This is a genomic window from Arthrobacter sp. 24S4-2, assembly GCF_005280255.1.
Classification (GTDB): Bacteria; Actinomycetota; Actinomycetes; order Actinomycetales; family Micrococcaceae; genus Arthrobacter.
The window spans coordinates 401,356-424,934 of record NZ_CP040018.1; the positions used below are offsets into that span (position 1 = coordinate 401,356).

The following is a 23,579-nucleotide window of genomic DNA, read 5'->3' on the forward strand; positions in this document are numbered from 1 at the left end:
CCATCATGACTCTTACCACCCACGAATCGCTGACCGTCGCCCTCGGCTCAAGCGGCGTGACCCCCGAGGACGTCGTCGCCGTCGCGCGCCACGACGCGAGGGTGACCATCTCCCAGGAAGCCCTGGATACGGTTGCCAAGGTGCGCGCGCACATCGACGACCTCGCCCACAGCGAGATCCCCGCCTACGGCATCTCCACCGGCTTCGGGGCCCTGGCCAACCGGCACATCCCCAACGAGCTGCGCACCCAGCTGCAGAAGTCGCTGATCCGCAGCCACGCCGCCGGCATGGGTCCGGCCGTGGAACGCGAAGTTGTCCGCGCCATCATGTTCCTGCGCGCCAAGACCCTGGCCTCCGGCCGCACCGGCGTCCGGCCTGTCGTCCTGCAGACCATGGTGGACGTGCTCAACGCCGGCATCACGCCGCTGGTCCGCGAATTCGGATCGCTCGGCTGCTCCGGCGACCTCGCCCCGCTGTCCCACTGCGCCCTGGTGCTGATGGGCGAGGGTGAAGCCGCCGGTCCGGACGGTACGCTGTACGGCGCGGCCGGCGCACGGCCTGTGGCCGAACTCCTCGCCGAACACGGGATCGAACCTGTCACGCTCGCGGAGAAGGAAGGACTGGCGCTGGTCAACGGCACCGAGGGCATGCTGGGCATGCTGCTGATGGCCATCGCGGACATCCGCCAGCTGCTCACGACGGCGGACATCACCGCCGCGCTCAGCGTCGAGGCGCTGCTCGGCACGGACCAGGTATTCCTGCCCGAGCTGCACGCGGCGCTCCGGCCGCATCCGGGCCAGGCTGCGTCCGCGGACAACATGCTGCGGGTACTGTCCAACTCGCCGATCGTGGCATCGCACCGGATCAACGACACCAAGGTCCAGGACGCCTACTCGCTGCGTTGCGCACCCCAGGTGGCCGGCGCCGTCCGCGACACCGTGGACCACGCCGCCCTGGTGGCGTCCCGGGAACTGGCCGCAGCGATCGACAACCCCGTGGTCCTGCCGGACGGCCGGGTCAGCTCCAACGGCAATTTCCATGGCGCGCCCGTGGCCTATGTCCTGGACTTCCTGGCCATTACCGTCGCCGACCTGAGCTCCATCGCGGAACGCCGCACGGACCGCATGCTGGACCCGGCGCGTTCGCACGGGCTGCCGGCCTTCCTTGCCTCGGATCCCGGCGTCGACTCGGGCCTGATGATCGCGCAGTACACGCAAGCCGGCCTGGTCTCGGACAACAAGCGGCTTGCCGTCCCTGCGTCCGTGGATTCCATCCCGAGCTCCGCCATGCAGGAGGACCACGTGTCCATGGGCTGGCACGCGGCACGCAAGCTCCGGAAGGCGGTGGAGAACCTGCGCCGTGTCCTGGCCATCGAGCTGGTCACGTCGGCGCGGGCCATCGACATGCGGACCCAGCTGTCCGGGGGAGAACTGACCCCGGGACCGGCCGGCACTGCTGTCATCGCCGCACTCCGCAACGTGGTGGACGGGCCGGGAACGGACAGGTTCCTGTCACCGGAACTGGAGGCCGCAGACCGGCTGGTTGCGTCCGGCGAGGTCCGCGCGGCCGCCGAATCCGCCGTCGGAATTCTGGCCTGAAACTGAATATTCTGCATTACGAATGACAAATTCCCGGCGCCCCCGAAATACTGCGCGACACAACAGGCGGGGGCCCGGGAATTGTAGTAGAACTAAAGATGTAGTGATGAAGTCCACACCAAAGATGTTGTGGCAAACGAACATATACAAAGGGGTAGAAGTTCAATGAAAGCACGGGGGACGGTCCTGTCCAGGCGGATGGCATTTTCAGCCACAGTTTCCGACTGGAGGACCCTCAAAGCAGGCGAACGGGTGGAAATCCTCAAGCACGCGCATGTGGTGGCCACAGGTGAAGTGGAGGAAATTTCCGTAAGCGGAAACGTGCTCTGGCTAGTGCCCGCGGTTCCATCGGAAACACAGCTCTTTATGAAGTCTGACGGCGTCCACGTCCGCAGGACGTAGGGCCAGGACATCGGGCTCGGACATAAGCCGCGGAGTTAGGCGGCGATGTCCTCGTAGGTTTCGCCGAACGGGACGGAATCGTCCAGGGCCACGGTGTAGGCTCCCGGCTCGAGACGGGTCACGCGGATACCGCAGTTGCCGTCCTCGACGGCAGCTTCGATGAGTTCCTTGACGGCGCTGTCCAGACCGCCGTGAACATCTTCCGCGGAGGAAAAGGTCAGGTGGATGGACCGAATATCGGTGGTCTGGGATTCCATGATGGCTGAGCTCATTGCAGGACTTTCTCTAAACTGGTCGCCGGTTGGCCACAGTCCATTCTACTGGCCTTGTCAAAAAAGGTAAGATGTCTGGCGTTTGTCCCTTCGGGATTCGGCTCTACCGAACCCCGGAGGGGCGGCCTGTTTAAGGGCCCGCGGCCTGGGGCTGGTCCCCTTATGGCGTGCTGAACGGCGGCGGGCCCAGGATTTCGATCCCGCCATTCAGGCGCGCGGACTCCTGGACTTTGCCGAAATCCACAACTCCGGCAAAATCCACAACTCCGGCAAAATCCACAGCACCGGCATTATCCGCAGGACCGTCCTCGGTGTCCGGGTCCAGGGAGACGCTCGCATCCCAGTAAAAGGCCTGGCAGCACCCCGGAGTGTGCAGGCAGAGCATCCGTGCCTGTGGTGAAGTCACCATGAAGGCATGGGGGACGCCGCGGGGTGCAACCACAAGCCCGCCTTGGCCCACCCGCTGTTCCGTGCCGTCGATGTGCATCAGGATCTCGCCCTCAAGGATGAACATGCTCTCATCCGAATCCGGGTGGGTGTGCAGCGGCGTCATCTTCCCGCCGGACATCCGGTCTTCGAACAGCATGAAGGCCCCGCCCGTCTCCTCGGCTTTGGCCTTCCAGACATGCACGCCGCCGCCGAAGAACCAGCGCCGTTCCCCTTGGCCCTCTCCGCGGATGAAGGCTGTTGGGCTGCTGACTTTGTCCGTACTGGCGTGGTCCATGGGGGCCGCCTTTGGCCGAGGAGTTTATGGGACAGATATCCCATAACAAGACTGGAGTACCATAAATGGCATGTCAACCCCCTATCAGACGGTCGGGCGCACGGGCCAGAAGCAGCGGACGTTCCAGGCCCTGGTGGCTGCTGCGCGCGACGCCGTGGCTGCCGGGCACAGTCCCACGGTGGACGAAGCCGCGGCGGCCGCGGGAGTTGCCCGCAGCACCGCCTACCGCTATTTCCCGGGCCAGCGCGAGCTGCTGGCGGCAGCCCATCCGGAGACCGCGCGGGCCTCCCTCCTTCCCCCGGACGCCCCGGAGGATCCCGCCGCCCGGCTGGACGCCGTCGTGCTCGAGTTCACGCAGCTGATCGTCCGGACCGAAGCGCAACAGCGCACCATGCTCCGGCTCTCCCTCGAAGAGGCCAAGGAGGTACCTGAAGAGGCCGGGAACGCGCCGCTGCCGCTGCGGCAAGGGAGGGCCATTGCCTGGATCGAGGAGGCCCTCCTCCCGCTGCGCAGCAGTTGGTCTCAGGCGGACGTGCGGGCGCTGGCGCTGGCCGTCCGCAGCGCGATCGGCATCGAGGCCCTTGTATGGCTCACCGACATCGGCGGACTCCCGCGCGAGCAGGCCGTCGCGTCCATGCGATGGTCCGCGCAGGCCCTGCTCAGCCAGGCGGTGGCATCGGGACCTCCGACTGCAGCGGCCTGACTGACGTTGCAGGGTGCCAACGCAGAAATCCGGGAGCCAACGCAGGAGACTGGGCGCAAACGCAGCAAACTGCCCCCGCGCCGGCGGCGGCGCGGGGACAGTTCCCTTGTTCTGGTTGCGGAAATGCCTAGCGCTTGACGGCGTCCAGCTTCAGCATCTTGGCGATGACGCCGTCCAGTTCGGAGTCGTCGAAGATCTTCTTCCAGTCGTCCTTGATGATGGTGTCCTTGCCGTACTGGATGGCGATTTCGCAGGCCTCGGAGAACGGGTTGGAGCCGCGCAGGGCGTTGGTCAGCGCGATCTGCACGTGGCCGAACAGCATGGCCTTGGCAGCTTCCTCCGGAACGCCCGCGGTGTGCACGGTCTCGTGCAGCGCCTCGTTGAGCAGGGTGCCGATCATGCAGGCCACGGTCTCCACCAGGGTGGGTTCCAGGATGGCAAGCTGCTTCACTGTGACCCAGTGCACGTCGATGACCGGGGCGTAGATGGTGCGGATGACGGTCTCGGCCGAATCGCGGGTCGCTGCAGGTGCGTCCTCGTCGATCGCGGCGACCACGTTCTGCGGGGCGCCTTCGCCGCCGAAAGTGTCGGTCCATTCTTCCTTGGTGGTGCGCTCCAGGAACACGGACGGGTGGCACGGGTGCGCAACAGCCTGGACCACGTCGTCGCGCTTGGCCAGCAGCCCGGCGTAGGCGGCGGCCGGGTCCAGGGTGAGCAGGATCGCGCCTGCCTTCATCTGGGGGACCACGCCTTCGGACACGATGCCCAGTACGGTGTCCGGCACGGCGAGGATCACCACGTCGGCACCCTTGACGGCGTCGTCCGTGGAGGTGATCTCACGGCCTTCGGCGCGGACGCGGTCCTGGCCTGCGGGGGAGTTCTCGCTGTAGAAGACGGTGTGGGCGCTCTTCTGGAGGTTCCGGGAAACGCGCATCCCCATTTTGCCACCGGCTCCGATGACGGCGACGGTCAATTGTTCTGCTGACATTTCACTTGCTCCTTAGGAAATCGATGCTTTGCTGGGTCCACTGGTTTTCGAGGCGGATGGTTTCCGCCTCGGAGTCCTGCCACGGCAGCCAGTGTTCGACGATCTGGTTGATGTTTCTTTCTTTGGGCTGAAACTTCCCGGCCATGTAGTCATAGTCGAGAAGGCCTTCGCCGAGGGGGGCGCCGGAGTACGTGAACCCGACCCACCCCTCCTTGCGGCTGAACGCAAAGTCTTTGATGTGCATGTTCAGGACGTAAGGCGCGACGGCGTCGATCACCTCACGGGGCATCTCCAGCGCCGCGACCGTGTTGGCCGGGTCGCTGCAGATACCGAGGGATGGACTGTCCACTCCGCGGATGACGTCCAGGATCCGGGACGTGGGTACCTGTTCGTAGGTTTCCACCGCGATCTTCACCCCGGCGGCCTCGAACTCCGGCAGGACTTCCTTGAAGATCGCCACCCCTTCCTCCGCCGTCGGGGTGTGGCCCGGGACGTTGAACATGGTCCGCAGCAGGGGCGAGCCCAGGATCCCGGCGATGTGCAGGAATTTCCGCAGGTGCTCCGGGCGGATGCCCTTGGTGCCGAGCTCGAGCGAGACGCCAAGGCGGTCCGCGGTGGCCCGCACGGCTTCCAGTTCCGTGTCGGTCATGGCTTCCAGCGGGGCGTAGTCGCAGATCTGGAAGAGTTCCACGCCCAGTGCCGCGGTACGTTCCAGGGCCTGGTGGATGCTGAGCGGTTCCGACACCTTGTCCGAAAGCTGCCAGAAGAAGGCGTAGCTGCTCAATCCAATTTTTGAGCCCGGGCCGATGCGGCTCATGCGGCCACCTTCTTCGCGGCAGGCCGTGCGGCGGTTTCGTCCAGGATGGTCTTCAGCTCCTTCGGGTCGTGGGCGAACCGGCCCAGGAAGAGGCCGGCGACGGCGGCGTCCAGTTGGGTGATCAGGCCCGGGCCGGCGCTGCCGCCGTAGATCACCCGGCTGTCCGCCTGGCCGGGCAGGGTGCGCAGGTGCGCGTCCAGGCCGGTGATGACGGCGCTGATGTACCGCGGGGCGGCGGGTTCGGGTGCGCCGATGGCCCACTGCGGCTCGTACGCCACGATGGTGCGGCCGGCCGGTCCCAGGGACTGGGCGCGGTTGAGGGCGGCGTCGATCTCGGCCGTGCACCGGGCGATGGCTTCCTCGACGGATCCCTGCTGCAGTTCGCCGACGCACAGGACGGGGGTGAGGCCGTTGCGGTAGGCGGCGGCCGTCTTGAGCCCGATGATCCTGTCGTCCTCGCCGAAGATCCGGCGGCGTTCGGCATGGCCCACTTCGGCGTAGCGGCCGCCGATTTCGGCCACGGTCTTGCCGCCCACCTCGCCGGTGAACGCGCCTTCGTCTTCCCAGAAGATGTCCTGGGCTCCGGTGGCGGCTCCCGCCGTGCCCAGGATGCGGGCCGCTTCGGGCAGTACCGGCAGGGTGGGCAGCACGAACAGTTCGATGTCGCCTCTCTGGACCGCCGGGTGGGCGAACGCGATGGTGGCCACTTCGCGGCAGTATTCGAGCGTGCGTTCGTAGCCGAAGTACATCTTCAGGCTGACGCCGATGATGGCCTTCGGTTTTGGTACTGTGCTATTTGGTGCTGTGCTAGCAGGAAGTGACACCTTCATAGTCCTTAATCAGGGTGACCTTTTCGGCCGAGGCGGAAGTCTCGTCAAAGGTGTACGTGAGCCATTCGCGGGCGAGCCGGCGAGCCAGTTCCAGGCCCACGACGCGCTGGCCGAACGTCAGGACCTGCGCGTTGTTGCTCAGGACCGAACGTTCCACCGAGAAGCTGTCGTGCGCGGTGACGGCGCGGACGCCGGGGACCTTGTTCGCGGCGATGGCCACGCCGAGGCCGGTGCCGCAGACCAGCAGGGCGCGGTCGGCCCTGCCGGCGGCGATGAGTTCGGCGGCGGCGATGGCCACGGACGGGTACGGGGTGTGGCTGGTGGCATCCACCCCGACGTCGGTGACGGATTCGACCAGCTCGGAGGCCTCCAGGTCCGCCTTCAGGGCTTCCTTGTATTCGAAGCCGGCGTCGTCGGCTCCGATGACCAGGCGCAGTTTGGCGCTCATGCGTTCTCCTTGACTGTGTTGTTCTCGGCGGAAGTGTTCTCGCTGAGGGTGTTGTGGATTGCCCGGGCGATCAGTGCCATGGATACCGCTCCCGCGTCGGGGGTGCCGAGGCTCTTCCCGGCGTGCGGGCGGGCACGGCCCATAAGGGGGAGCAGCTGGGCGGTGTCTTCGGCGGCCTGCTGGGCGACGGTGGCGGCGGCGCCCCAGGCCTCGGTGAGGGGCTGCCCCGCGTTCACGCCGGCTGCGAGTGCGTCGCGGAACGGGACGAGGACGTCCACCAGGGTCTTGTCCCCCTGCTTGGCCTTGCCGAAGTCCATGATCGCGGCCGCGGCGCCGGCGACTCCGGCGGCGACAGCTCCGGCGTCGGGCGCTTTGGTATCGCCCACGGCGTCACCAACGGCCCGCAGGGCCATGCCCCAGAGCGCGCCGGACGTGCCACCGGCCTTGTCGGCCCAGGCGTCAGCGGCGAAATGCAGAGTGGTGGCGGCCCCGGCGCCGCGGGCGACGGCGGCACGGGCCGCGTCGACGGCGGCGCGGACGCCGCGTTCCATGCCGATGCCGTGGTCGCCGTCGCCGGCGATCGCGTCGATCCTGCCCAGTTCATCGGCGTTGGCGACCACCACGTCCTTCGCGGCGCCGAGCGCTGCCAGGACCCGGACGGCGCCGGCGCGGGACTCCGCAGTGGCGTCAGGGATGGGAAGTTCGACGTCGGCCAGCTCGTTGTTGTCCGTACCTCCGGCACCGGCGTCCAGGGCCGCCGCGGTGACTGCTCCGCGGCGGAAGGCCGGGGCGTCGGCGGGTGCGTTCCAGAGTGACTCGAGTTCGTCGTCGAGCCAGAAAAGAGTAAGGGAGGTGCCGGCCATGTCGAAGCTGGTCACGAGTTCGCCCACCTGCGGGTCCACGGCTTCGAGGCCGGCTTCGGCCAGGAGCTGGGCGACGCGTCGGTAGACCACGAACAGCTCTTCGTACTTGACGCTGCCCAGGCCGTTGAGGATGGGGACCACGCGGCGTGGGGTGCCATCCGCGGCCTCGTCGGTGACGCCGTCGGGGATTTCGGTGAGGAGCCTGGCGACGAGCAGCTCGGCGAGTTCGTCCGCCGTCGGAATGTCCGTTTCGCCGATGCCGGGTTCGCCGTGAATGCCCATGCCGACGGCCATCCGGCCTGCGGGGACGGAGAACAGGGGGTGGTCGGCGCCCGGCAGGGTGCAGCCGGTGAACGCGACGCCGAAAGACCGGGTGCGGTTGTTGGCGCGCTCGGCGATTTCCATGATCCGGTCCATGGCGTGCCCGGCTTCGGCGGCTGCTGCGGCCACTTTGAAGACGGTGAGGTCGCCGGCGATGCCGCGCCGCTTGGCGCGTTCGGCCAGCGGGGCGGACGAGACGTCGTCGGTGACGGCGATGCTGCGGCAGTCAATGCCTTCCTTGCGGAGGCGGTCCTGGGCCTGGTTGAAGTGAAGGACGTCGCCGGCGTAGTTGCCATAGCCCAGCAGTACGCCCGCGCCGTTGTTGGCGGCCTTGGCCACGTTGTAGACCTGCTGGGCCGAGGGGGAAGCGAAGAGGTTGCCCATCGCGGCGCCGTGCGCCAGGCCCTGCCCCACCAGGCCGGCGAATGCCGGGTAGTGGCCGGAGCCCCCGCCGATCACCAGCGCCACCGTGTCCGGGGTGCTCTTGGTGTTGCGGACAACGCCGCCGGCGACGCGCTTTACCCAGCGGCCGTGGGAGGCGACAAAGCCTTCGATCATCTCGTCAGCGAAGGCTGCTGGTTCATTGAACAGGCGGGTCATGGGGAGCTCCTGGGCCTAACTAAGGGGAAGTCGTGCTGTCGGGGTGGGCTGAATGCGGTGGCGGGCTTGGCAGGCGGTGGTGGTTGAGCCTGGGGCCCCGGCCGCCGGGTTCCCTGACCGAGCTTGCGAGGTTAGGGGGCGGTTGGGGAGCGGAATCGGTTCGACAGGCTCAACCGCCGGTTTGGTGCGTTGGTGCGGAGGCGTCCCCGGTAAGGGGGACCCCCGGGTCAGTTACGGCTCTGGCTCTGTTACGGCTCTGCGTGGTGTCCGGCTCCGGCGGGGTCCAGGGCCTCGGCCGGGACGCCTTCGCTGACCTTGCCGGAACGGCTCAGCACCACCATGAGGACGGAGGACAGGAGCATGAAACCGCCGACGACGAACATCGGCACTGTGTAGCCGCCGGTCCAGTCCTTGAGCCAGCCCGTGATGTACCCGGCGCTGAAGCCGGCCAGGTTGCCTACCGTATTGATCAGGGCGATGCCGGCTGCGGCTGCTGCGCCGGTGAGGAATTGCGTGGGCACGGTCCAGAAGTTGGGCAGTGCGGCGAAGATGGACATGGCCGTGATGGTGATGACGGCGATCGTTGCGGCCGGTGAACCGGCGAACAGTGCCAGCGGGATGCTGACGCCGCCGATGAGGGCAGGAAGGGCGATGTGCCAGGTCCTGACGCCGCGCTTGGTGGCGTCCTTGGACCAGAAGTACAGGGCGAAGGCGGCCGGCAGGTACGGGATGGCCGTGATGAGGCCCTTCTGGAGTACATCGAACTTGGTGCCGTAGAGGCCTTCGAAGCCGGCGATGATGGTCGGGAGGAAGAAGCCGAGTGCGTAGAGGCCGTAGATGAAGCCGAAGTAGATCGCGGACAGCATCCAGACCCTGCCGTTGCCGAAGACGGTGCGGACGCTGACGTGCCTGTTGCCGGCGGCCGTTTCCGACTTTTCCTTCTCCAGTGCGCCGGTCAGCCAGATCTTTTCGTCAGCCGTGAGCCATTTGGCCTTGGCGGGGGAATCGGCGAGGTAGAACCAGGCGATGATGCCGATGATGATGGCCGGCAGGGCTACGCCGAGGAACATGACACGCCAGCCCGAGAGGCCGAAGAGGCCGTGCTGCTGGATGAGGAGGCCGGCCAGCGGGGCCCCGATAACGGTGGTCAGCGGCTGTGCCAAGTAGAAAAGGGCCAGGATCTTGCTGCGGTGCCGGGACGGAACCCAGAGGCTGAGGAAGAGGATGGCGCCGGGGAAGAAGCCGGCCTCGGCGACGCCCAGGATAAAGCGGAGGATGTACAGGTGCTCCACGCTGCCCACCCAGGTGAACAGCAGGGACACGATGCCCCAGCTGACCATGATCCGGGCCAGCCAGCGGCGGGCGCCGAACTTGTGCAGTGCCAGGTTGCTGGGTATCTCGAGCAGGATGTAGCCGATGAAGAAAACGCCGGACGCGAAGCCGAACTGGGCCGCGGAGAGGGCAAGGTCCGTGTTCATGCCGTTGGGGCCGGCGAACGAAATGGCCGTCCGGTCCAGGTAGTTGATGAAGAACATCAGGGCAACGAACGGCACCAGCCGGATCGCCACTTTCCTGATTGCTGATTTTTCGACCACCGATTGTGTGGTGTCCACGTTGACTCCTAGATGTTGGTGTCCCGGCCGCATCCTGCGCTGGAGGCGTGGGGCTGGTTTCGAGGCTTAGCGCCGTGGTGCGTATCGGGTCCGCTAGGCCTGTGACTTCCACCATAAGACTGTTCCGTAAATTGGTCAACCGGTTGACTGGTTAACTTTCCGGCAAGTGCTGCGCCGTGCGTGGCCGCCTCCGGTTGCTACGCTGTGACTGTGTCCGCTAACTCCGCCGCCTCGACGGCCAAAATCAGTGCCGCCCTCGGTTCCATGGGGCAGGGTTCCGTCGTGTCCGAGGTGGCCGAGAGGCTGATGGCCTACTTCACCAGCGGCGACATCGCCGCCGGAACCCGTCTCCCTGCCGAGCGCCAGCTGGCTGCCTCGCTCGGGGTGGGGCGCTCGGCGGTGCGCGAAGCACTCGCCGCCCTGGAAATCCTCGGCATCGTTATCGTCCGCCCGGGATCCGGGACGTATCTGCGCGACGGCGTCTCCGAACTCCTGCCGCGGACGCTCAGCTGGGGGCTCATGCTGGGGGAGCCAAGGACGCGCGAGCTCGTTGAGCTGCGGAGCGGCCTGGAGGTTCAGGCCGTGCAGCTTGCTGCGGCCAGGATTACGGACGAGGCCCTGGACCGGATGCGCGCCAACCTCGACGCTATGGAGAAGAACCTGGACAACCTGGCAGCCTTCGTCGAAGCCGACGCCGCCTTCCACAAGGAGATCGCCACCAGCTCCGGAAACCAGGTGCTGCAGGAGCTTCTGCAGAGCATCCGCTCCCTACTGCGGATCTGGGTTGACCGCGCGCTGACGGACGAAGGCCATGCCGCCGCAGCGCTCGCGGAACACCGAACCATTTTCGAGGCCCTGGAGTCGCACGACGCCGCGGCTGTCACGAACGCCATGGCCTCACACATGAACACCGCCTCGCGCCGGCTGCTGGCCGGGTACGACGCCGCGCAGTAACCACTGGCGGACGGCCATTGAGCCGCCGCGCCCCATCGGATATCGTCAAGGCGACAGGACCGCCCTGGGTCAGCTGGGTGCAGTCGCCAGCCACCAGAGAGCAGCCTTCCGTGACTACCGAGCACTCCGCAACACTGCACTCCGCAACATTGTCCGCCCAGTCGGTAGCCGACCAGCGCCCCGCACTCGAACGGCGCCTCGATCCGCAGATCCGCAAGCTCGCCGTGGGCGTCTGGACGGCGGAGTTGGTGGGGGAAGAACTGGCGAACATCAGCTACGGAGGCAGGCCCGTCCTTCGTGCCATCAAAGCGGTGGTGCGGGACCACGAATGGCGCACCTTTGCGCCGTCGGTACGGGACCTTGCGGAACTGAAGGACGACGACGGCGTCAGCCTCCGTCTCCACGTCGACTATGCGGCACCCGGCTCGGCGGACGCCGCTGCACCCGCCTTCGAAGCCATGTTGATGCTCCGGATCACTCCGGCCATAGTGGAGGTATCGTTCTCGGGCCGGGCGAAGACAGCGTTCCGGCGGAACCGGATCGGCCTGGTGGTCCTCCACCCCACCAGCGAGGCCGGACGCGAGGTCAGCGCGGTTTCCCCGGACGGCAACGTGACAGCCGGCGCCTTCCCCGCGGACATCAGGCCGGACCTGGTCTTCAAGGACATCGCCTCGCTGGAATGGGCGGACGCCGGTACCGCCTTCGACCTTGGCTTCTCCGGGGACATCTTCGAAACCGAGGACCAGCGCAACTGGAGCGACGGCTCCTTCAAGACCTACAGCACCCCGTCCGCACTGCCCATCCCGGTGGACATTGCCGCGGGGGACACCGTTCACCAGTCGGTCAGCCTTGAGGCCCTCAGCATCGAGACCCCGGACAACCCCGCCGCCGGCGGCTACGACCGCGTGCCCTTCACGGTGGGCGAGCCGGTGGGCACTGTCCCGGCGCTGGCGCTCTCCGTGGACCCAGCCGGCGCGGATTCAACGGGCGCGGACCCTGCCGGAGCGGCTGCCGCAAACGCCGGGGAGGGCGTGCAGCTTCCCGGCCTCGACGCCGTCCTGGTGGAACTGTACGAACCCCGGGAGCTCTGGCCGGGCAAGCTTGCCGCCGCAGCCCGGGAAGCCGACCGCCACGGCGCGGCGCTGGATGTTCGGGTCGTTTCGGCGTCCGCGGACGGCGTGGCGGAAGCCCTCAGCGGAGCCCTCGGCGGGCAGTTGTCGCGGGTCGTCCGCCTGGGACTGTTCCACCCTGAAACGCAGTGCACGGATCCGGCGGCGTGGACAGCGCTGAAGGAGCCGCTGCAGCTCGCAGGATTCAGCGGGCAGCTCCTGGCCGGCACGCGCTCGCATTTCACCGAACTTAACCGGTGGATTGCCGGCGGCGGCACCCCCGTCCCGCAGGACGCCGATGCCCTCGCCTTCAGCCTCACGCCGCAGGTCCACAGCACGGAGATTCCCCACATCGTGGAGACCATACCCATCCATGGGGTCGCCGCGGCCAATGCCGTAAGGCTCGGGGAAGGGCGCCCTGTCCACGTGGGACCGGTTACCCTCAAGCCCCGGTTCCACGCCCCTGGCCAGCACGCCGACGGCGATGAGCTCCAGGACCACAGCTTCACCGCAGCGTGGACCCTGGCCAGCCTCCACGCCCTGACCTCCGAGGGCGTTGCCTCCGTGACGTACTTCGAAGCCGGATCTCCGCGGGGCATCGCTGCAGCAGACGGCACCCTCAATCCCGTTGGGGAGCTGCTGCAAAAGCTTGCGGCGTGCAAGGGGGAACCTGTGCTGGCCGCTACCCAACAGCGGGTTCAACGCCATGCAGGGAAGAGCTTGGTGACTGTCTACCCGGTGCAGTCAGCCGCCGGCCTGCAGGTGTTCCTAGGCAACCTCAGCCCGCGCGAAGCCACAGCGGTGCTGTCCCTGCCGGGCGGCGCCAATGCGGCGGCAGAGGTGACGGTGATCGGGGCCGCGGCCGGCGCCACCGCGGTTGCGGATCCCGCGGACGACGGCGCGACCGCGGTCACGCTACGACCGTGGTCCACCACCGTCGTCACCTTCGGGGACTGACCGGCCGGCTCTTCTTCCACGAGACCGGACGGCGGCCCGGTCACCTGTAGGTGAACGGGCCGCCGTCGTAGTGCTCCTGAGTTTGCCGCTACGGAACAGTGACCGTGGCAGTACCGCTCAGTCCGCTGCTTTTGCCCGTCACGGTTACCGTGTGGGTGCCGGCGGACAGTGGTGCAGCTAGTGTGATGGCCGTGCTGGCCAGCTTTCCGTCCTCGCCGGCCGTTGCGGTGGTGGCCACCGACGTGCCGTCGACGCTGACGTGCAGGGGTTCGTCGTTGGCATAGGGGGACCCGGTGACGGCCAGGGCGGTGCCGCTGACCGTTGCCGTGATGCTGGCGAAGGTCTCCTGGACGTACAGCGGGGCATCTCTTTTCGCGGCGGCGATGGGCGCCGCGCTACCCGGATTCCGGCAGGATTTGGACGCCGTATTCCAGATGGAGTTCACGTTGGAGCGGGCCTCCCGGAACGGGATGCTGCTTCCGGTGACGGTTTCCGTCACCTTGCAGGGCTGGCCTGCGGTGGGGAAGGCATCATTCTGGATGGTGAAGAGCCTGGACATCTGGCCAGTGAAGGAGACTTTGTTTAGCGGAACCCAGGAATCCTTGGCGGGGGAGAACGTGTACGCGTTGCCGTAGGACGCCGTGCGGGCGCGTCCGGCGGTAAACAGGTTGTCCCGCTTGAAGTCCTCGATGAAGGAGTACAGGCCGCTGAGGTTGGTCTGCGCCGCGGGGCGTTCGGTGCGGACGGTCATCAGGCGGGTCCACTCCGGCGCCTCGTCGGTGGGCTTCAGGTTGATCCAGGCGGTGACGATCTTGGCGTGGCCGTCCGAGGTATCCGTCTGCTCGGTGATCATGGTGGCGTAGTTCTTGCCGAGCTCCCAGTGGAACGGAATGCGGATGCTGGGGCCACCGGCATACTCGCCGTGGATCACCAGATTGCCACCGGGGATAGCGTAAAGAACCTTTGAGGTGAGTCTGCCATCCGGCACCTGTCCCTTTTGTGGACCGAAGATGGAGAAGATGGCGATCTTCGAACGGTCCTCCAGCTCCTGGATACCGAAGTAGCCGGCGTTGAAACCGTTGGTCATAAAATAGCTCGCGGGAGCACTGCTGAGCGGCGTGACCTCGTTGTAGAAGGCGTTGGCATCCGCCGGGAGCACGCCGTTTTGTGTGGTGTACCTCAGGTGGGCCGAGGGATCAGCCTTCTCAAAGATCCCCGCGGCCTGGGCGTCACAGATTCCCTGTCCCGACACCAGGGGGTCGCAGCTGTTGGGTTGCGGGGTGCGTCCGCCACGGGAGTCAACCTTGAACAGGGTAGGCACGGTGACGATCCGGGCATCGAAGATATGCGCCAGGCCGTTGCCGCTAACGGCGATTTCCTTGACTTCCTTGGCGGGATCGATGTTTATGCCGCTGACAAACATGCCGTACTGCTTGGACGTGTCCACGTCTGCGCCGGCAGGGGTGTTGCGGCCGGAAATACGGAAAGCATCGTGGACAAGCTCCAGCGGATCTGGTGTGGCCGTAGTCCAGGTGTTGGTCAGCGCGAAGGTCTGGAGCGTGCTCTTGTCCTTGTACGTCACCGTGACGTTAAAGGGACGGCTGCCGCTGGTGGTGGTGGCGAGGAACGCGACGGCGTTGCCCTGGCCGCGGAGCTTGATCCTGCTGGGTTCCGCGTTGGGTGCGATGTTGTCCGGTTCTCCGGGTGCGGTGTCCGGCATGGTGAAGTCGATGCCGGCGGCGGTTACGGTGCCGCCGGGCGGGTAGCCGGCGGCAGTCAGTCCGGCGGCGCTGAAGGAACTCCGCGCGGCGTCCAGTTGGCCCTTGGCAAGGGTAGATGCGTCTGTGATGCCCACGTTGTTGAAGGCCGCGGCCACGGAACCGCTTGAGTTTCCATCCGAGCTCCCGAGGTCTGCGGACGCCGCCGTTGTTCCGCTGACCAGGGCCGCGGCGGTCAGCAGGGCCAGCCCTCCGCGCATTCGCGTGTTCATTGCCATAGGGGAATCCTCTTCCTTGGGGATATCAGCCAGGTTCTTGCGGACGAGTTCAAGGGTGCCTCATGCGCCGACAAGATGACAATAGTTGATTGAAAAATATCTTTTAGAATCAAAAAAAAGCATAGAATGAAATCGTAGTCCGGCCGTGGACAGGACCCCTCGGTCGTTGATAGGTCTACCGAAGATAGGTCTGAGGGAACGTGATGAAACCACACCCACCTACTAGCTCGTCTTTGCGCCGGTCGCTGGCGGCGCCGACGAACATGCCACCGGAGACGAAGGACAACCTGCGACTTATCGCCCCCATCACCTCGTGGGAGGACGCCATTCCACTCGGCAACGGCCTGATGGGAGGGCTTCTGTGGGGCGAGGGGAATACCCTGCGCCTATCCCTTGACCGTGGCGATCTCTGGGACGAGCGAACCACCGGCGAAGCCGAATGGTGGAAGAAGCATCCGTGGCAAAGCACGCGGGGCGAGGCCGATCCCTGGGGCAAATACTATGAAGGACTTACGCCGACCAAGCTGCCTGCCGGCCGGCTGGAACTAAGGCTCGATCCGGCGCAGAGCATCAATTCCTTCGAATTGAACCTGGCCGACGCCGAAGCAATTGCCGAGCTAGACGACGGCACCGTCGCCACAGCTTTCTTCAGCGCAACGGAACCTGTGGCAATGCTGCGTGTTACCGGCAGGTCAGTGCCTGCCCTGAGTTTGATCCCGGCTGGTGGAGCCGATGGCAGCGGGGATTCCTCCGCCAACACCAAGAGCGGCGGGGCGGTGGCCGCGCTCGGCTACTCGCCCGCAATGTCCGGAGAGTCCACGGACCTGCAATGGTACGTTCAGGATGCTGCCGATGGCTTCAAATACTGCGCCTGTGTTCGGATCCGGCGCTCCGAGAATGGGACACTCCTTGCCATAGCAGTCACTTCCACCAACGACTGCGAGCCCGGACAAGATTTACTCGCCCTGGCCAAGTCTCGATGCAGCCGGGCAATGGACAAGGACTACTCGGGAATGCTTGCCGACCATGTCTCCTGGTGGCGCGGCTTCTGGGCACAATCATCGATCGAAATACCTGAGCCCCATATTCAACGCAACTACCAGTTCACCCGCTACCTTTACGGTGCCGGTTCGCGCAGAGGGGCACCGCCAATGCCCCTGCAAGGTGTGTGGACTGCCGACCATGGCGGTCTGCCGCCGTGGAAGGGTGACTACCACAACGACCTCAATACACAGCTGACCTACTCCGCGTACCAGGAAGCCGGCAACTTTGAGGCCGGCGAGAGCTATCTGGATTTTCTATGGAGCCTGACACCGGCTTTCCGCCAGTTCGCCCAGGATTTCTATGGAACATGCGGCCTCGCGTCCCCGGGTGTCATGTCATTGGCCGGCCAGCCCCTGGGCGGCTGGAGCCAATATGCCATGTCCCCACCATGAGCGCCTGGAATGCGCACCTGTTCTACCTGCACTGGCGTTATACCGGAGACGGCACTTTCCTGGCGGAACGCGCATATCCGTGGTGCAGCGGGGTTGGCCAGTGCATGGAAGAACTGCTCGCAGAAGATGAGGGTGGCGTTCTGGTGTTGCCAAGGTCGTCCTCACCGGAGATCTTCGACAATAGCAATCAAGCCTGGCTTAGGCCCAACAGCAACTATGACCTTATGTGCATGAAGATGCTTTTCTTTTCCCTCGAAGAAATGGCAGCCGCTCAGAACATGGCGGCCGATGCCCGGAAATGGGCACTTTTGGCCGCAGGACTGGGAGATTTTCACACATCCGGGGACGGCGAACTCTTGCTCGACAGCGAAACTCCGCTACGCGAAAGTCACCGCCACCTGTCCAATTTGATCGGAATCTTCCCCTTCAACCTGATCTCCGTTGACGGCGGGGCGAAGGACAACGAACGCATTCAAGCCTCCATCAGGGCATGGGACAAGCTGGGCACCGGGCAATGGTGCGGCTTCTCGTGGGCGTGGATGGGGTGTCTGCGGGCCCGTGTTGGCGATGGTGAGGAAGCTGTCCGCCAGTTGGATGTTTTCACCCGCGCTTTCGTTTCGCGCAACGGCTTCCATATCAACGGCGATCAATCCGGTCTGGGCTTTTCTGATTTCACGTACCGCCCGTTCACCTTGGAAGGAAACTTTGCCGCCATGCAGGTTGCCCAGGAAATGCTCCTGCAAAGCTGGAGTCCAACACCCGGCCGGAGCGACACCGAGGTCATCCGATTGTTTCCTGCCGTGCCCTGGCGCTGGCACGACGTCAGCTTTACCGACCTAAGAGCCGAAGGCGGACACTGGGTGTCGGCACGGCGGGAAAACAACGCCACCACATCATTCACGGTGGTGGGGGCAAGGACGGAGTTGTTAGAATCCGCGACAACTTCGGTGGAATTGAACCCGCCTGGTCTGTTTCAGGTGTACTGAGTATTTGAAGCTTTGAGCGCCACCTGTTCGTGCGGTTCAGCGCCGGGGTTCGTACGAGAGAGCGCCAGCGGTCGCGTGGCCTTGGCGCCGCTGACGCCCTCCGTGATGGTTGCTAGGCGGTTGCGAGTGCTGTGTGTTCGCGCATGTTGTAATTGCCTGTCTCGATCCAGATCGTGTTGTGGATGATCCGGTCCATGATCGCGTCGGCGTGAACGCCGGAGCCGAGCCGCTGGTGCCAGTCCTTCTGCGAGTACTGGGTGCAGAACACTGTTGACGTCTCCCCGTAGCGGCGTTCCATCAGTTCCAGCAGCATGGTGCGCATCGATTCCGTGGGCCGATCCAGCAACCACTCATCAATGACCAGCAGGGTGAATGCCGCATACTTGCGCAGGAACTTGCCGGATCCGCCAAGGGTGTCTTGGGCGGCGACCCAGGCTTCCTCGAGGTCGGGCATGCGGACGTAATGCGCGCGGATACGGTGTTCGCATGCGCGTTTAGCGATCGCGCATCCCAGGTAGGACTTCCCCGACCCGGTGAACCCTTGGAAGACAACGTTCTGCTGCCGCGCCACGAACGAGCAGGTGCCGAGCTGGCTCAGCAGCGGCCGGTCAAGACCTCGCTCATCGAGGAGGTCGATGCGGCGCAGGTCAGCGTTCGGGTAGCGCAGCCCCGCCCGCCGGATCAGGCCGGTGACTTTGGCATGGGTGAACGACGCGTAGGCGTCATCGACGACCAGCCGGAGACGATCTTCGAACGGCAGGCTGATGCTCAGCGTCTCGTCTTGAGTATCTATGGCCTCCAGCAGCTCGCCCGCGTTCATCTCCCGCAGCTTGCGTTTGGTTTCCGTGTCCAGGCGGCTCATCGGGTCCCTCCTGCGTAGTAGGAGCTGCCGCGCACGTATCCGCCATCTTCGTCATCAGGCTCCTCGACGTGCCCGGTTTTGTCCTGCCCGGTGTCCAGGATCGGCCGCAGGTGGGCGTAACGGGGCGATCGTATCGGACCGCGCAGCGCGAGCCGGCATGCGGCTTCCACCCGGGCTGGTGAGAACCTACGAGACAGGCGCAGGACCGCCAGTGCTGGGTCGTAGCCGGCTTCCTCGATGCGGACTGACTCGAAGATCTTCTCGATCACGGTCCCGGTCGCCGGTCCCATCCGTAACGCCCAGGCGTCGATCCGGGCTCGGTCCCAGGCTTGCCAGCTGTGCCCCTCGGGAAGGTCGGCTTCGTTCGTCCGATACTGGTTTGTCGTCGTCACGGGCAGCAGCAGGTGGCTGGTCAGGCGCTCATCACCCCGATAGATCTCGAGCATGGTGTCCGTGACGCGAAGATCAACATGCGCGCCGATGTGGGTGAACGGGACGGAGTAGAAGTTTTTTGCCCAGACCACGTGTCCGTTCCGGCCTACTTTGCGCCCATATGTCCAGGTGCTGATCTCGAAAGTCACCGCCGGCAACGGTTGCAGCAGCGGCTTCTCCTCGGCCGTGAACACGCTCAGCCGGGAGCCTTCCCGCTTCTGGAACGGCTGTCGGTTGTAGGCATCGATCTGCTCCCGAATCCGGGCCCGCAGCTGCACCAGGCTGGTGAACTGCTCCTGCCTCAGACCCGCAATCACCCAGGTGGCGACGTGGGAGACAGTGTTTTCGACGCTGGCTTTGTCTTTCGGGTGCCGCACCCGGCCCGGAAGTACCGCCGCCGAATAATGCGCCGCCATCTCGCGATAGGCGTCGTTGAGGACGACTTCGCCCTCGCGCGGGTGAGAGATCACCCCGGTCTTGAGGTTGTCGGGGACGATCCGCGGGACCGTGCCGCTGAAGAATGCGAACATCGCCGCATGCGCGCGCAGCCACGACTCCTGCCGCATATCCAACGTCGCCTCCACGAACGCATATCTGCTGAACGGCAGGCATGCGACGAACAAATACACCTTCGAGATCTCTCCCGTTGCCGGGTCAACGAGCTGCATCGTCGGCCCGGACCAGTCGACCTCGACGCTGCGGCCGGCCTTATGGCCGACCCGAGACGACGCGCCAGTGACGTTGGCGTAATCGCCGTAAAGCCTGCAGAACCGGTCATAACTCATCGCCGCTTGCCCGGCCCGACTGCACCCGTCGAGATACTCCTGGTGCAGCAGCTTCAACGTCACGCCAACCCTGGCCAGCTCGCGGTGCACCTGGACCCAGTCCGGCTGCGCGAACACGCTCTCCCGCACCCCGCGACCGGGAAACAGCGCCAGATACACCTCGCCCTCAGACTTCTCCGCAACGTCGTCCCAACCGAGCCCGAGCTGATTCGCGGCATCGATCACCGCCTGAACGCTGTGCCTGGACATGCCCTGAGCGAGCGAGATCGCTCTGCCGGACAGGCCCTGGTTACGCAACTGCAAGACGAGCTTCGCCTTGATCTTCCGTACCATTACCGGTACTCCTTCCACCACGTGGCCGTCACGCGGTGGAAGGAGCTTTTCAGGTGGCGTTCAACCGCACCAACACTGGCGCTGACCAGCGCAAATCGTGGGCTCGGACCCCGGCGCTAACCCGCACCACACATGGACCCCTCAAGAGCGAATATTCAGTACTGAAAATTGGTGAAAATTTCGAGGTCCATCTCCTGGAAGGTGATGCAGTGTCGGCCACCCTGGAAAAGCCGCTCCACTACACCGCCGAATCAGCCAACTCCGCCGGGCCCGTCATCGTCTAGCTCGCCGCGGATAAGCTGTACTTGGACTTTTCCTCCCCGCGGATTGGACTGTGATGGAAACGTGGACGAATTATCGCCGCGCCTCACCGCCGCTGCGTGAGCTGGGCCTGGCGTGTCTCGGCGCCGGCGAGCAGGAAGGGCTGCTGCCACCGGTTTCCCGCCGCACCCTGTCGTGCCATGCACTCGTCGTGGTGTCGCAGGGAACCGGGTGGCTTAATTACGCGGGGCAGAACGCTTCTGTCACGGCGCCATCATTGATTTGGATTTTTCCCGGAGTTGAGCACGGATACGGTCCGGGCACATCAGGCTGGCGGGAGCATTGGGTGCTTTTTGCCGGTGCCAGTGCGCGGGCGTTCGAGGAACTTGGCTGCTACAGCCGCGACCGGCCGCTGGCCACGCTGCAGGGCGACGACGGGATGCTGGCCCTGTTCACCGACCTGCGGCACGCCCTTGCGGTGGAGGGTCCGCGTGGCGACCTTGATTCGTCGGTCGCGGCTCAGCAGATCATCGTGGGCGCCAGTCGGCGCGGCCGTCAGCTGACTGCCGGAATCGCCGAGACAACCCTGGCCCGGCTGCGCGAACTGGCCTATCTGCCCCTCGGCGCCGGCCAGCAAGCCGCACGGCTCGGACTCACCCCGCAAGGCCTGCGAGAGATCGTCCAGGCCGCAGCCGGAGTAGGCCCCAAGGAATTTGTCCTGCAGCTGCGGACTTCCCGGGCGCAGTCACTGCTGGCCGACACCGACTTTCCGATTGAACGCGTTGCGCGGCTGACCGGCTACGACGACGGCGCGTATTTCAGTAGGTTGTTTTCACAGCGCGTCGGGCTATCCCCGTCACATTTCCGCCTCCAGCACCGCCGCTCGGGCGGAGGCGGTTCCCTGGACTGAACCCCAGCCACCCGGATCAGGAGAAGAACCGATCGGCTGGTGTCCGAAGCAAAGCCCGGAGAACACCCTCGTCATAGTCCGTCCCGATCAGACCAGTGCTCCTGCCATCTCCAGTCGATGGGTTCGCCGGCCCGTTGGTAGCGGATATCGGTGGAGAGCCGGATCCTGTTTTCCGGGTCCACATTGTCCGTTGCAGCGTGGACGGCAAAGGCAGAGTGCACCATGACGTCGCCGGCGTGGAAATCACTGAGCAGCCACCGTGCATCATGGGTGTCAGCCAGACCCGGCAGGTCGGCTGTTATGGAAGCGGCCGGATGCTTCCGGGTGCCGTTCCGCTCGGCGGCCAGCGCCCAATGATGGCTTCCTTCCAGATAGGCCAGACCGCCCATTTCGATCGGTGTATCACCAAGCGGGATCCACATCGAGAGGACATGTTCACTGCCTTCCCTCAAATACACCAGGTCATAGTGGGCCTGCGTTGCAGTCCCGATGCCCGTCTCGCCAGGTCGAACATGCCGGATGATTTTCCTTTTATGCAGATGAACCTCATCACCCAGTAACCAGGCGAACCAGTCCTTGATGTCCGGGTGCGCCGTCAGGCCCCCATACGCGGCACCAGGAACAATTTCATCGAAAAGTATGCGGCGAAGGGACGCGCGGTTGACCTCACCCGGTGCCCCGACTCCCAGGGAAGGCTCGGTCCCGACCCGGACTAGCCCCGTCTCGGCCAACTTCGTGAAGTAGTACTCGCGGAAATTGTTCACCACGCCGGGATCTAGGTGGTTGCTGAGGTAAAGGTAGCCGTCTTCGCGCAACCGGCGCCACAGCGCGTCCCTGTCGGCACGCTCGCTGGCTGGTACCGGAGAAAGGTACGCGAACCGTGCGGGGGACTGGTCAAGGACATACCCGTTCGAAGTGATCATGACTCCAGCATGAAGGCGGATTGGACTTTGCCGTTAGGAGTTTCGCCCGCTGATTGTTGCATTTTTGTGAGGATTGCAGATCCCTTTGGACAAATGTATTTGTCGCCTGCGTTCCGCGGCTGTGGTTGGGGCCCGGCGAGGCGGCCAATCGGGGCGGCCGCGGCCGCCCACATTGGTCTCGGCTTGTTCCTTAGCATCTGGACTACTGTCAGAATGAAAAAATGAGCACTTTTTTACGCCCAAACAATCAACTTCTTGCATAAATCCGTCGAGGCCTCTAGGATCTGTTAAACGGTTAAGGAGGTGGTGCACGTCACATGACTTCTACATGACCTAATCGGATTTCGAGCGTCTGCATGGAGGAAAAAGTGTGAACCCGACAACGGAGAAGGTACCGGCATCGCCGGCACAACAGCATGCGCAGGCTTCGGGGACAGACGAGGAAGGCCCCACGAGCCTGGGGGTCCGAACGGAGCTGGCAGGAACAGGTCCGGAGCGAAACCCGGGGAACGCAAGAGCCTCGTGAGCAGGCTGCGTCGCGACAAGCAAATGCTGGTCATGATGTTGCCGGGTGTGTTGTTTCTTCTCGTGTTCTTCTACGTTCCCATCCTGGGCAATGTGATCGCCTTCCAGGATTACCAGCCGTATCTCGGCATCGGCGACAGCCTCTGGGTGGGTTGGCAGAACTTCTTGGATCTCTTTATCAACCCGGACTTCGTCAATGCCTTTTGGAATACGCTGTATCTGGCCGCATGGCAGCTGGTATTCCTCTTCCCCGTGCCGCTCGTACTGGCCCTCATCGTGGATTCGCTGATCAGCCCGCGAATTCGCAAGATCTTCCAGAGCATCGCCTACCTGCCGCACTTCCTGTCCTGGGTCCTCGTCATTGCCTTCTTCCAACAGATGCTTGGTGGGGCGGGGTTCATCAACAACTCGTTGCGGCACGTGGGCATGGACACCATCCCGTTCATGACCAACGCGGACACCTTCCCGGTGCTGGTGGTTGTCCAGATGATCTGGAAAGACGCCGGCTGGGCCATGATCATCTTCCTGGCAGCCCTTGCCAGCATTGACGCTTCACTCTACGAGGCTGCCGCAGCCGACGGCGCTGGCCGCTGGCGCAGGGTCTGGCATATCACGCTGCCCGGGCTGCGCCCCGTCATCGTCCTGCTGCTGATCCTCCGGATCGGCGACATCCTATCCGTTGGCTTTGAGCAGTTCATCCTTCAGCGAGATGCCGTGGGCGCAGGCGCAGCCGAAGTCCTTGACACGTTCACGTACTACACGGGTGTTGTTGGCGGTGGCTGGAGTTCCGGTGCAGCGGCAGGCCTGGCCAAAGGTGTCGTCAGTCTGGTGCTGATCTGGGGAGCCAACAAACTGGCCCACAAGTTCGGCGAAGACGGAATTTTTGCCAAGAAGGTCGGCTAGCCGGAACGGCCGCCGCGAAGGAGACTCA

At 64.9% G+C, this 23,579-nt stretch carries 22 protein-coding genes; 10 read left to right on the forward strand and 12 right to left on the reverse strand.

Annotated elements, in window-relative coordinates:
• The first annotated feature begins 5 nt into the window (after positions 1-5).
• Both hutH and FCN77_RS01960 read left to right on the forward strand, forming a co-directional pair.
• Complete coding sequence (gene hutH, locus FCN77_RS01955; RefSeq protein WP_137320893.1) at positions 6-1,598, forward strand: histidine ammonia-lyase; 1,593 nt, start codon at positions 6-8, stop codon at positions 1,596-1,598.
• A gap of 165 nt (positions 1,599-1,763) precedes the next feature.
• Positions 1,764-2,000 carry a hypothetical protein gene (locus FCN77_RS01960; RefSeq protein ID WP_137320894.1) on the forward strand — a complete coding sequence of 79 codons (237 nt, stop codon included), beginning with the start codon at positions 1,764-1,766 and terminating at the stop codon, positions 1,998-2,000.
• 35 nt (positions 2,001-2,035) lie between these two features.
• Here FCN77_RS01960 and FCN77_RS01965 read toward each other — a convergent pair whose 3' ends face one another.
• Together FCN77_RS01965 and FCN77_RS01970 are read right to left on the reverse strand one after the other, a co-directional pair.
• Positions 2,036-2,272: a hypothetical protein gene (locus FCN77_RS01965; protein ID WP_137320895.1), complete on the reverse strand. Its 237-nt coding sequence runs from the start codon at positions 2,270-2,272 to the stop codon at positions 2,036-2,038.
• A 160-nt stretch (positions 2,273-2,432) separates the two neighbouring features.
• The gene (locus tag FCN77_RS01970) at positions 2,433-2,996 is read right to left on the reverse strand and encodes a cupin domain-containing protein (protein WP_137320896.1); all 564 of its coding nucleotides are present in this window, start codon (positions 2,994-2,996) and stop codon (positions 2,433-2,435) included.
• 70 nt (positions 2,997-3,066) lie between these two features.
• Here FCN77_RS01970 and FCN77_RS01975 point away from each other — a divergent pair, with 70 nt between their 5' ends.
• On the forward strand, positions 3,067-3,699 hold the full coding sequence (locus FCN77_RS01975) for a TetR/AcrR family transcriptional regulator (protein WP_137320897.1): 633 nt from the start codon (positions 3,067-3,069) through the stop codon (positions 3,697-3,699).
• Positions 3,700-3,826: 127 nt separating this feature from the next.
• Here the strand turns inward: FCN77_RS01975 and FCN77_RS01980 are convergent, their stop codons facing one another.
• From FCN77_RS01980 to FCN77_RS02005, 6 genes are all read right to left on the reverse strand, one after another.
• The gene (locus FCN77_RS01980) at positions 3,827-4,687 is read right to left on the reverse strand and encodes a phosphogluconate dehydrogenase C-terminal domain-containing protein (protein WP_137320898.1); all 861 of its coding nucleotides are present in this window, start codon (positions 4,685-4,687) and stop codon (positions 3,827-3,829) included.
• A 1-nt stretch (position 4,688) separates the two neighbouring features.
• On the reverse strand, positions 4,689-5,504 hold the full coding sequence (locus FCN77_RS01985; RefSeq protein ID WP_137320899.1) for a sugar phosphate isomerase/epimerase: 816 nt from the start codon (positions 5,502-5,504) through the stop codon (positions 4,689-4,691).
• Positions 5,501-6,328 (reverse strand): triose-phosphate isomerase family protein, encoded by an 828-nt coding sequence (locus tag FCN77_RS01990; protein WP_254678812.1) that lies wholly within the window; start codon positions 6,326-6,328, stop codon positions 5,501-5,503. The genes FCN77_RS01985 and FCN77_RS01990 overlap by 4 nt, the downstream gene beginning before the upstream one ends.
• Entirely contained in the window at positions 6,312-6,782 is a 471-nt protein-coding gene (locus FCN77_RS01995) for a ribose-5-phosphate isomerase (RefSeq protein WP_137320901.1), read from the reverse strand. Before FCN77_RS01995 ends, FCN77_RS01990 begins: the two co-directional genes overlap by 17 nt.
• A complete protein-coding gene (locus FCN77_RS02000) occupies positions 6,779-8,566 on the reverse strand; it encodes a dihydroxyacetone kinase family protein (RefSeq protein ID WP_137320902.1) in 1,788 nt (595 codons plus the stop codon). Before FCN77_RS02000 ends, FCN77_RS01995 begins: the two co-directional genes overlap by 4 nt.
• A 248-nt stretch (positions 8,567-8,814) precedes the next feature.
• A complete protein-coding gene (locus FCN77_RS02005) occupies positions 8,815-10,179 on the reverse strand; it encodes an MFS transporter (protein WP_217496210.1) in 1,365 nt (454 codons plus the stop codon).
• 210 nt (positions 10,180-10,389) lie between these two features.
• Between FCN77_RS02005 and FCN77_RS02010 the strand changes: the two genes are divergently transcribed.
• The gene (locus FCN77_RS02010; protein ID WP_137320904.1) at positions 10,390-11,133 is read left to right on the forward strand and encodes a FadR/GntR family transcriptional regulator; all 744 of its coding nucleotides are present in this window, start codon (positions 10,390-10,392) and stop codon (positions 11,131-11,133) included.
• Between the two features lie 110 nt (positions 11,134-11,243).
• Complete coding sequence (locus FCN77_RS02015; RefSeq protein WP_137320905.1) at positions 11,244-13,199, forward strand: hypothetical protein; 1,956 nt, start codon at positions 11,244-11,246, stop codon at positions 13,197-13,199.
• 88 nt (positions 13,200-13,287) lie between these two features.
• Here FCN77_RS02015 and FCN77_RS02020 read toward each other — a convergent pair whose 3' ends face one another.
• Positions 13,288-15,195 (reverse strand): DUF3472 domain-containing protein, encoded by a 1,908-nt coding sequence (locus FCN77_RS02020; RefSeq protein WP_137320906.1) that lies wholly within the window; start codon positions 15,193-15,195, stop codon positions 13,288-13,290.
• A 263-nt stretch (positions 15,196-15,458) separates the two neighbouring features.
• On the opposite strand from FCN77_RS02020, the gene FCN77_RS02025 reads away from it, so the two are divergent.
• Both FCN77_RS02025 and FCN77_RS02030 read left to right on the forward strand, forming a co-directional pair.
• On the forward strand, positions 15,459-16,631 hold the full coding sequence (locus FCN77_RS02025) for a glycoside hydrolase N-terminal domain-containing protein (RefSeq protein ID WP_175417105.1): 1,173 nt from the start codon (positions 15,459-15,461) through the stop codon (positions 16,629-16,631).
• A complete protein-coding gene (locus FCN77_RS02030) occupies positions 16,628-17,617 on the forward strand; it encodes a hypothetical protein (protein WP_137320908.1) in 990 nt (329 codons plus the stop codon). Before FCN77_RS02025 ends, FCN77_RS02030 begins: the two co-directional genes overlap by 4 nt.
• A 112-nt stretch (positions 17,618-17,729) precedes the next feature.
• On the opposite strand, the gene FCN77_RS02035 is transcribed toward FCN77_RS02030, so the two are convergent.
• The gene (locus tag FCN77_RS02035; RefSeq protein WP_137320909.1) at positions 17,730-18,479 is read right to left on the reverse strand and encodes an ATP-binding protein; all 750 of its coding nucleotides are present in this window, start codon (positions 18,477-18,479) and stop codon (positions 17,730-17,732) included.
• On the reverse strand, positions 18,476-20,029 hold the full coding sequence (gene istA, locus FCN77_RS02040) for an IS21 family transposase (RefSeq protein WP_137320910.1): 1,554 nt from the start codon (positions 20,027-20,029) through the stop codon (positions 18,476-18,478). Before istA ends, FCN77_RS02035 begins: the two co-directional genes overlap by 4 nt.
• A 53-nt stretch (positions 20,030-20,082) precedes the next feature.
• Between istA and FCN77_RS02045 the strand changes: the two genes are divergently transcribed.
• Both FCN77_RS02045 and FCN77_RS02050 read left to right on the forward strand, forming a co-directional pair.
• Positions 20,083-20,313, forward strand: coding sequence for a hypothetical protein (locus tag FCN77_RS02045; protein ID WP_137320911.1), 231 nt, complete (start codon positions 20,083-20,085; stop codon positions 20,311-20,313).
• Positions 20,314-20,366: 53 nt separating this feature from the next.
• Entirely contained in the window at positions 20,367-21,200 is an 834-nt protein-coding gene (locus FCN77_RS02050; protein ID WP_137320912.1) for an AraC family transcriptional regulator, read from the forward strand.
• A 71-nt stretch (positions 21,201-21,271) separates the two neighbouring features.
• On the opposite strand, the gene FCN77_RS02055 is transcribed toward FCN77_RS02050, so the two are convergent.
• Positions 21,272-22,123, reverse strand: coding sequence for a phytanoyl-CoA dioxygenase family protein (locus FCN77_RS02055; RefSeq protein ID WP_137320913.1), 852 nt, complete (start codon positions 22,121-22,123; stop codon positions 21,272-21,274).
• Positions 22,124-22,672: 549 nt separating this feature from the next.
• On the opposite strand from FCN77_RS02055, the gene FCN77_RS02060 reads away from it, so the two are divergent.
• The gene (locus FCN77_RS02060) at positions 22,673-23,551 is read left to right on the forward strand and encodes a sugar ABC transporter permease (protein WP_137324597.1); all 879 of its coding nucleotides are present in this window, start codon (positions 22,673-22,675) and stop codon (positions 23,549-23,551) included.
• Positions 23,552-23,579: the final 28 nt, after the last annotated feature.

What these genes read in the sequence shown, in the direction of transcription:
- FCN77_RS02035 (WP_137320909.1), bottom strand. Translation starts at nt 18,479, where the DNA reads ATGAGCCGCCTGGACACGGAAACCAAACGCAAGCTGCGGGAGATGAAC.
- FCN77_RS02055 (WP_137320913.1), bottom strand. Translation starts at nt 22,123, where the DNA reads ATGATCACTTCGAACGGGTATGTCCTTGACCAGTCCCCCGCACGGTTC.
- FCN77_RS02000 (WP_137320902.1), bottom strand. Translation starts at nt 8,566, where the DNA reads ATGACCCGCCTGTTCAATGAACCAGCAGCCTTCGCTGACGAGATGATC.
- FCN77_RS02050 (WP_137320912.1), top strand. Translation starts at nt 20,367, where the DNA reads ATGGAAACGTGGACGAATTATCGCCGCGCCTCACCGCCGCTGCGTGAG.
- FCN77_RS02030 (WP_137320908.1), top strand. Translation starts at nt 16,628, where the DNA reads ATGAGCGCCTGGAATGCGCACCTGTTCTACCTGCACTGGCGTTATACC.
- FCN77_RS01975 (WP_137320897.1), top strand. Translation starts at nt 3,067, where the DNA reads ATGTCAACCCCCTATCAGACGGTCGGGCGCACGGGCCAGAAGCAGCGG.
- FCN77_RS01960 (WP_137320894.1), top strand. Translation starts at nt 1,764, where the DNA reads ATGAAAGCACGGGGGACGGTCCTGTCCAGGCGGATGGCATTTTCAGCC.
- FCN77_RS02020 (WP_137320906.1), bottom strand. Translation starts at nt 15,195, where the DNA reads ATGGCAATGAACACGCGAATGCGCGGAGGGCTGGCCCTGCTGACCGCC.
- FCN77_RS01995 (WP_137320901.1), bottom strand. Translation starts at nt 6,782, where the DNA reads ATGAGCGCCAAACTGCGCCTGGTCATCGGAGCCGACGACGCCGGCTTC.
- hutH (WP_137320893.1), top strand. Translation starts at nt 6, where the DNA reads ATGACTCTTACCACCCACGAATCGCTGACCGTCGCCCTCGGCTCAAGC.
- FCN77_RS02025 (WP_175417105.1), top strand. Translation starts at nt 15,459, where the DNA reads ATGCCACCGGAGACGAAGGACAACCTGCGACTTATCGCCCCCATCACC.
- FCN77_RS01980 (WP_137320898.1), bottom strand. Translation starts at nt 4,687, where the DNA reads ATGTCAGCAGAACAATTGACCGTCGCCGTCATCGGAGCCGGTGGCAAA.
- istA (WP_137320910.1), bottom strand. Translation starts at nt 20,029, where the DNA reads ATGGTACGGAAGATCAAGGCGAAGCTCGTCTTGCAGTTGCGTAACCAG.
- FCN77_RS02060 (WP_137324597.1), top strand. Translation starts at nt 22,673, where the DNA reads ATGCTGGTCATGATGTTGCCGGGTGTGTTGTTTCTTCTCGTGTTCTTC.
- FCN77_RS01970 (WP_137320896.1), bottom strand. Translation starts at nt 2,996, where the DNA reads ATGGACCACGCCAGTACGGACAAAGTCAGCAGCCCAACAGCCTTCATC.
- FCN77_RS01965 (WP_137320895.1), bottom strand. Translation starts at nt 2,272, where the DNA reads ATGAGCTCAGCCATCATGGAATCCCAGACCACCGATATTCGGTCCATC.
- FCN77_RS01985 (WP_137320899.1), bottom strand. Translation starts at nt 5,504, where the DNA reads ATGAGCCGCATCGGCCCGGGCTCAAAAATTGGATTGAGCAGCTACGCC.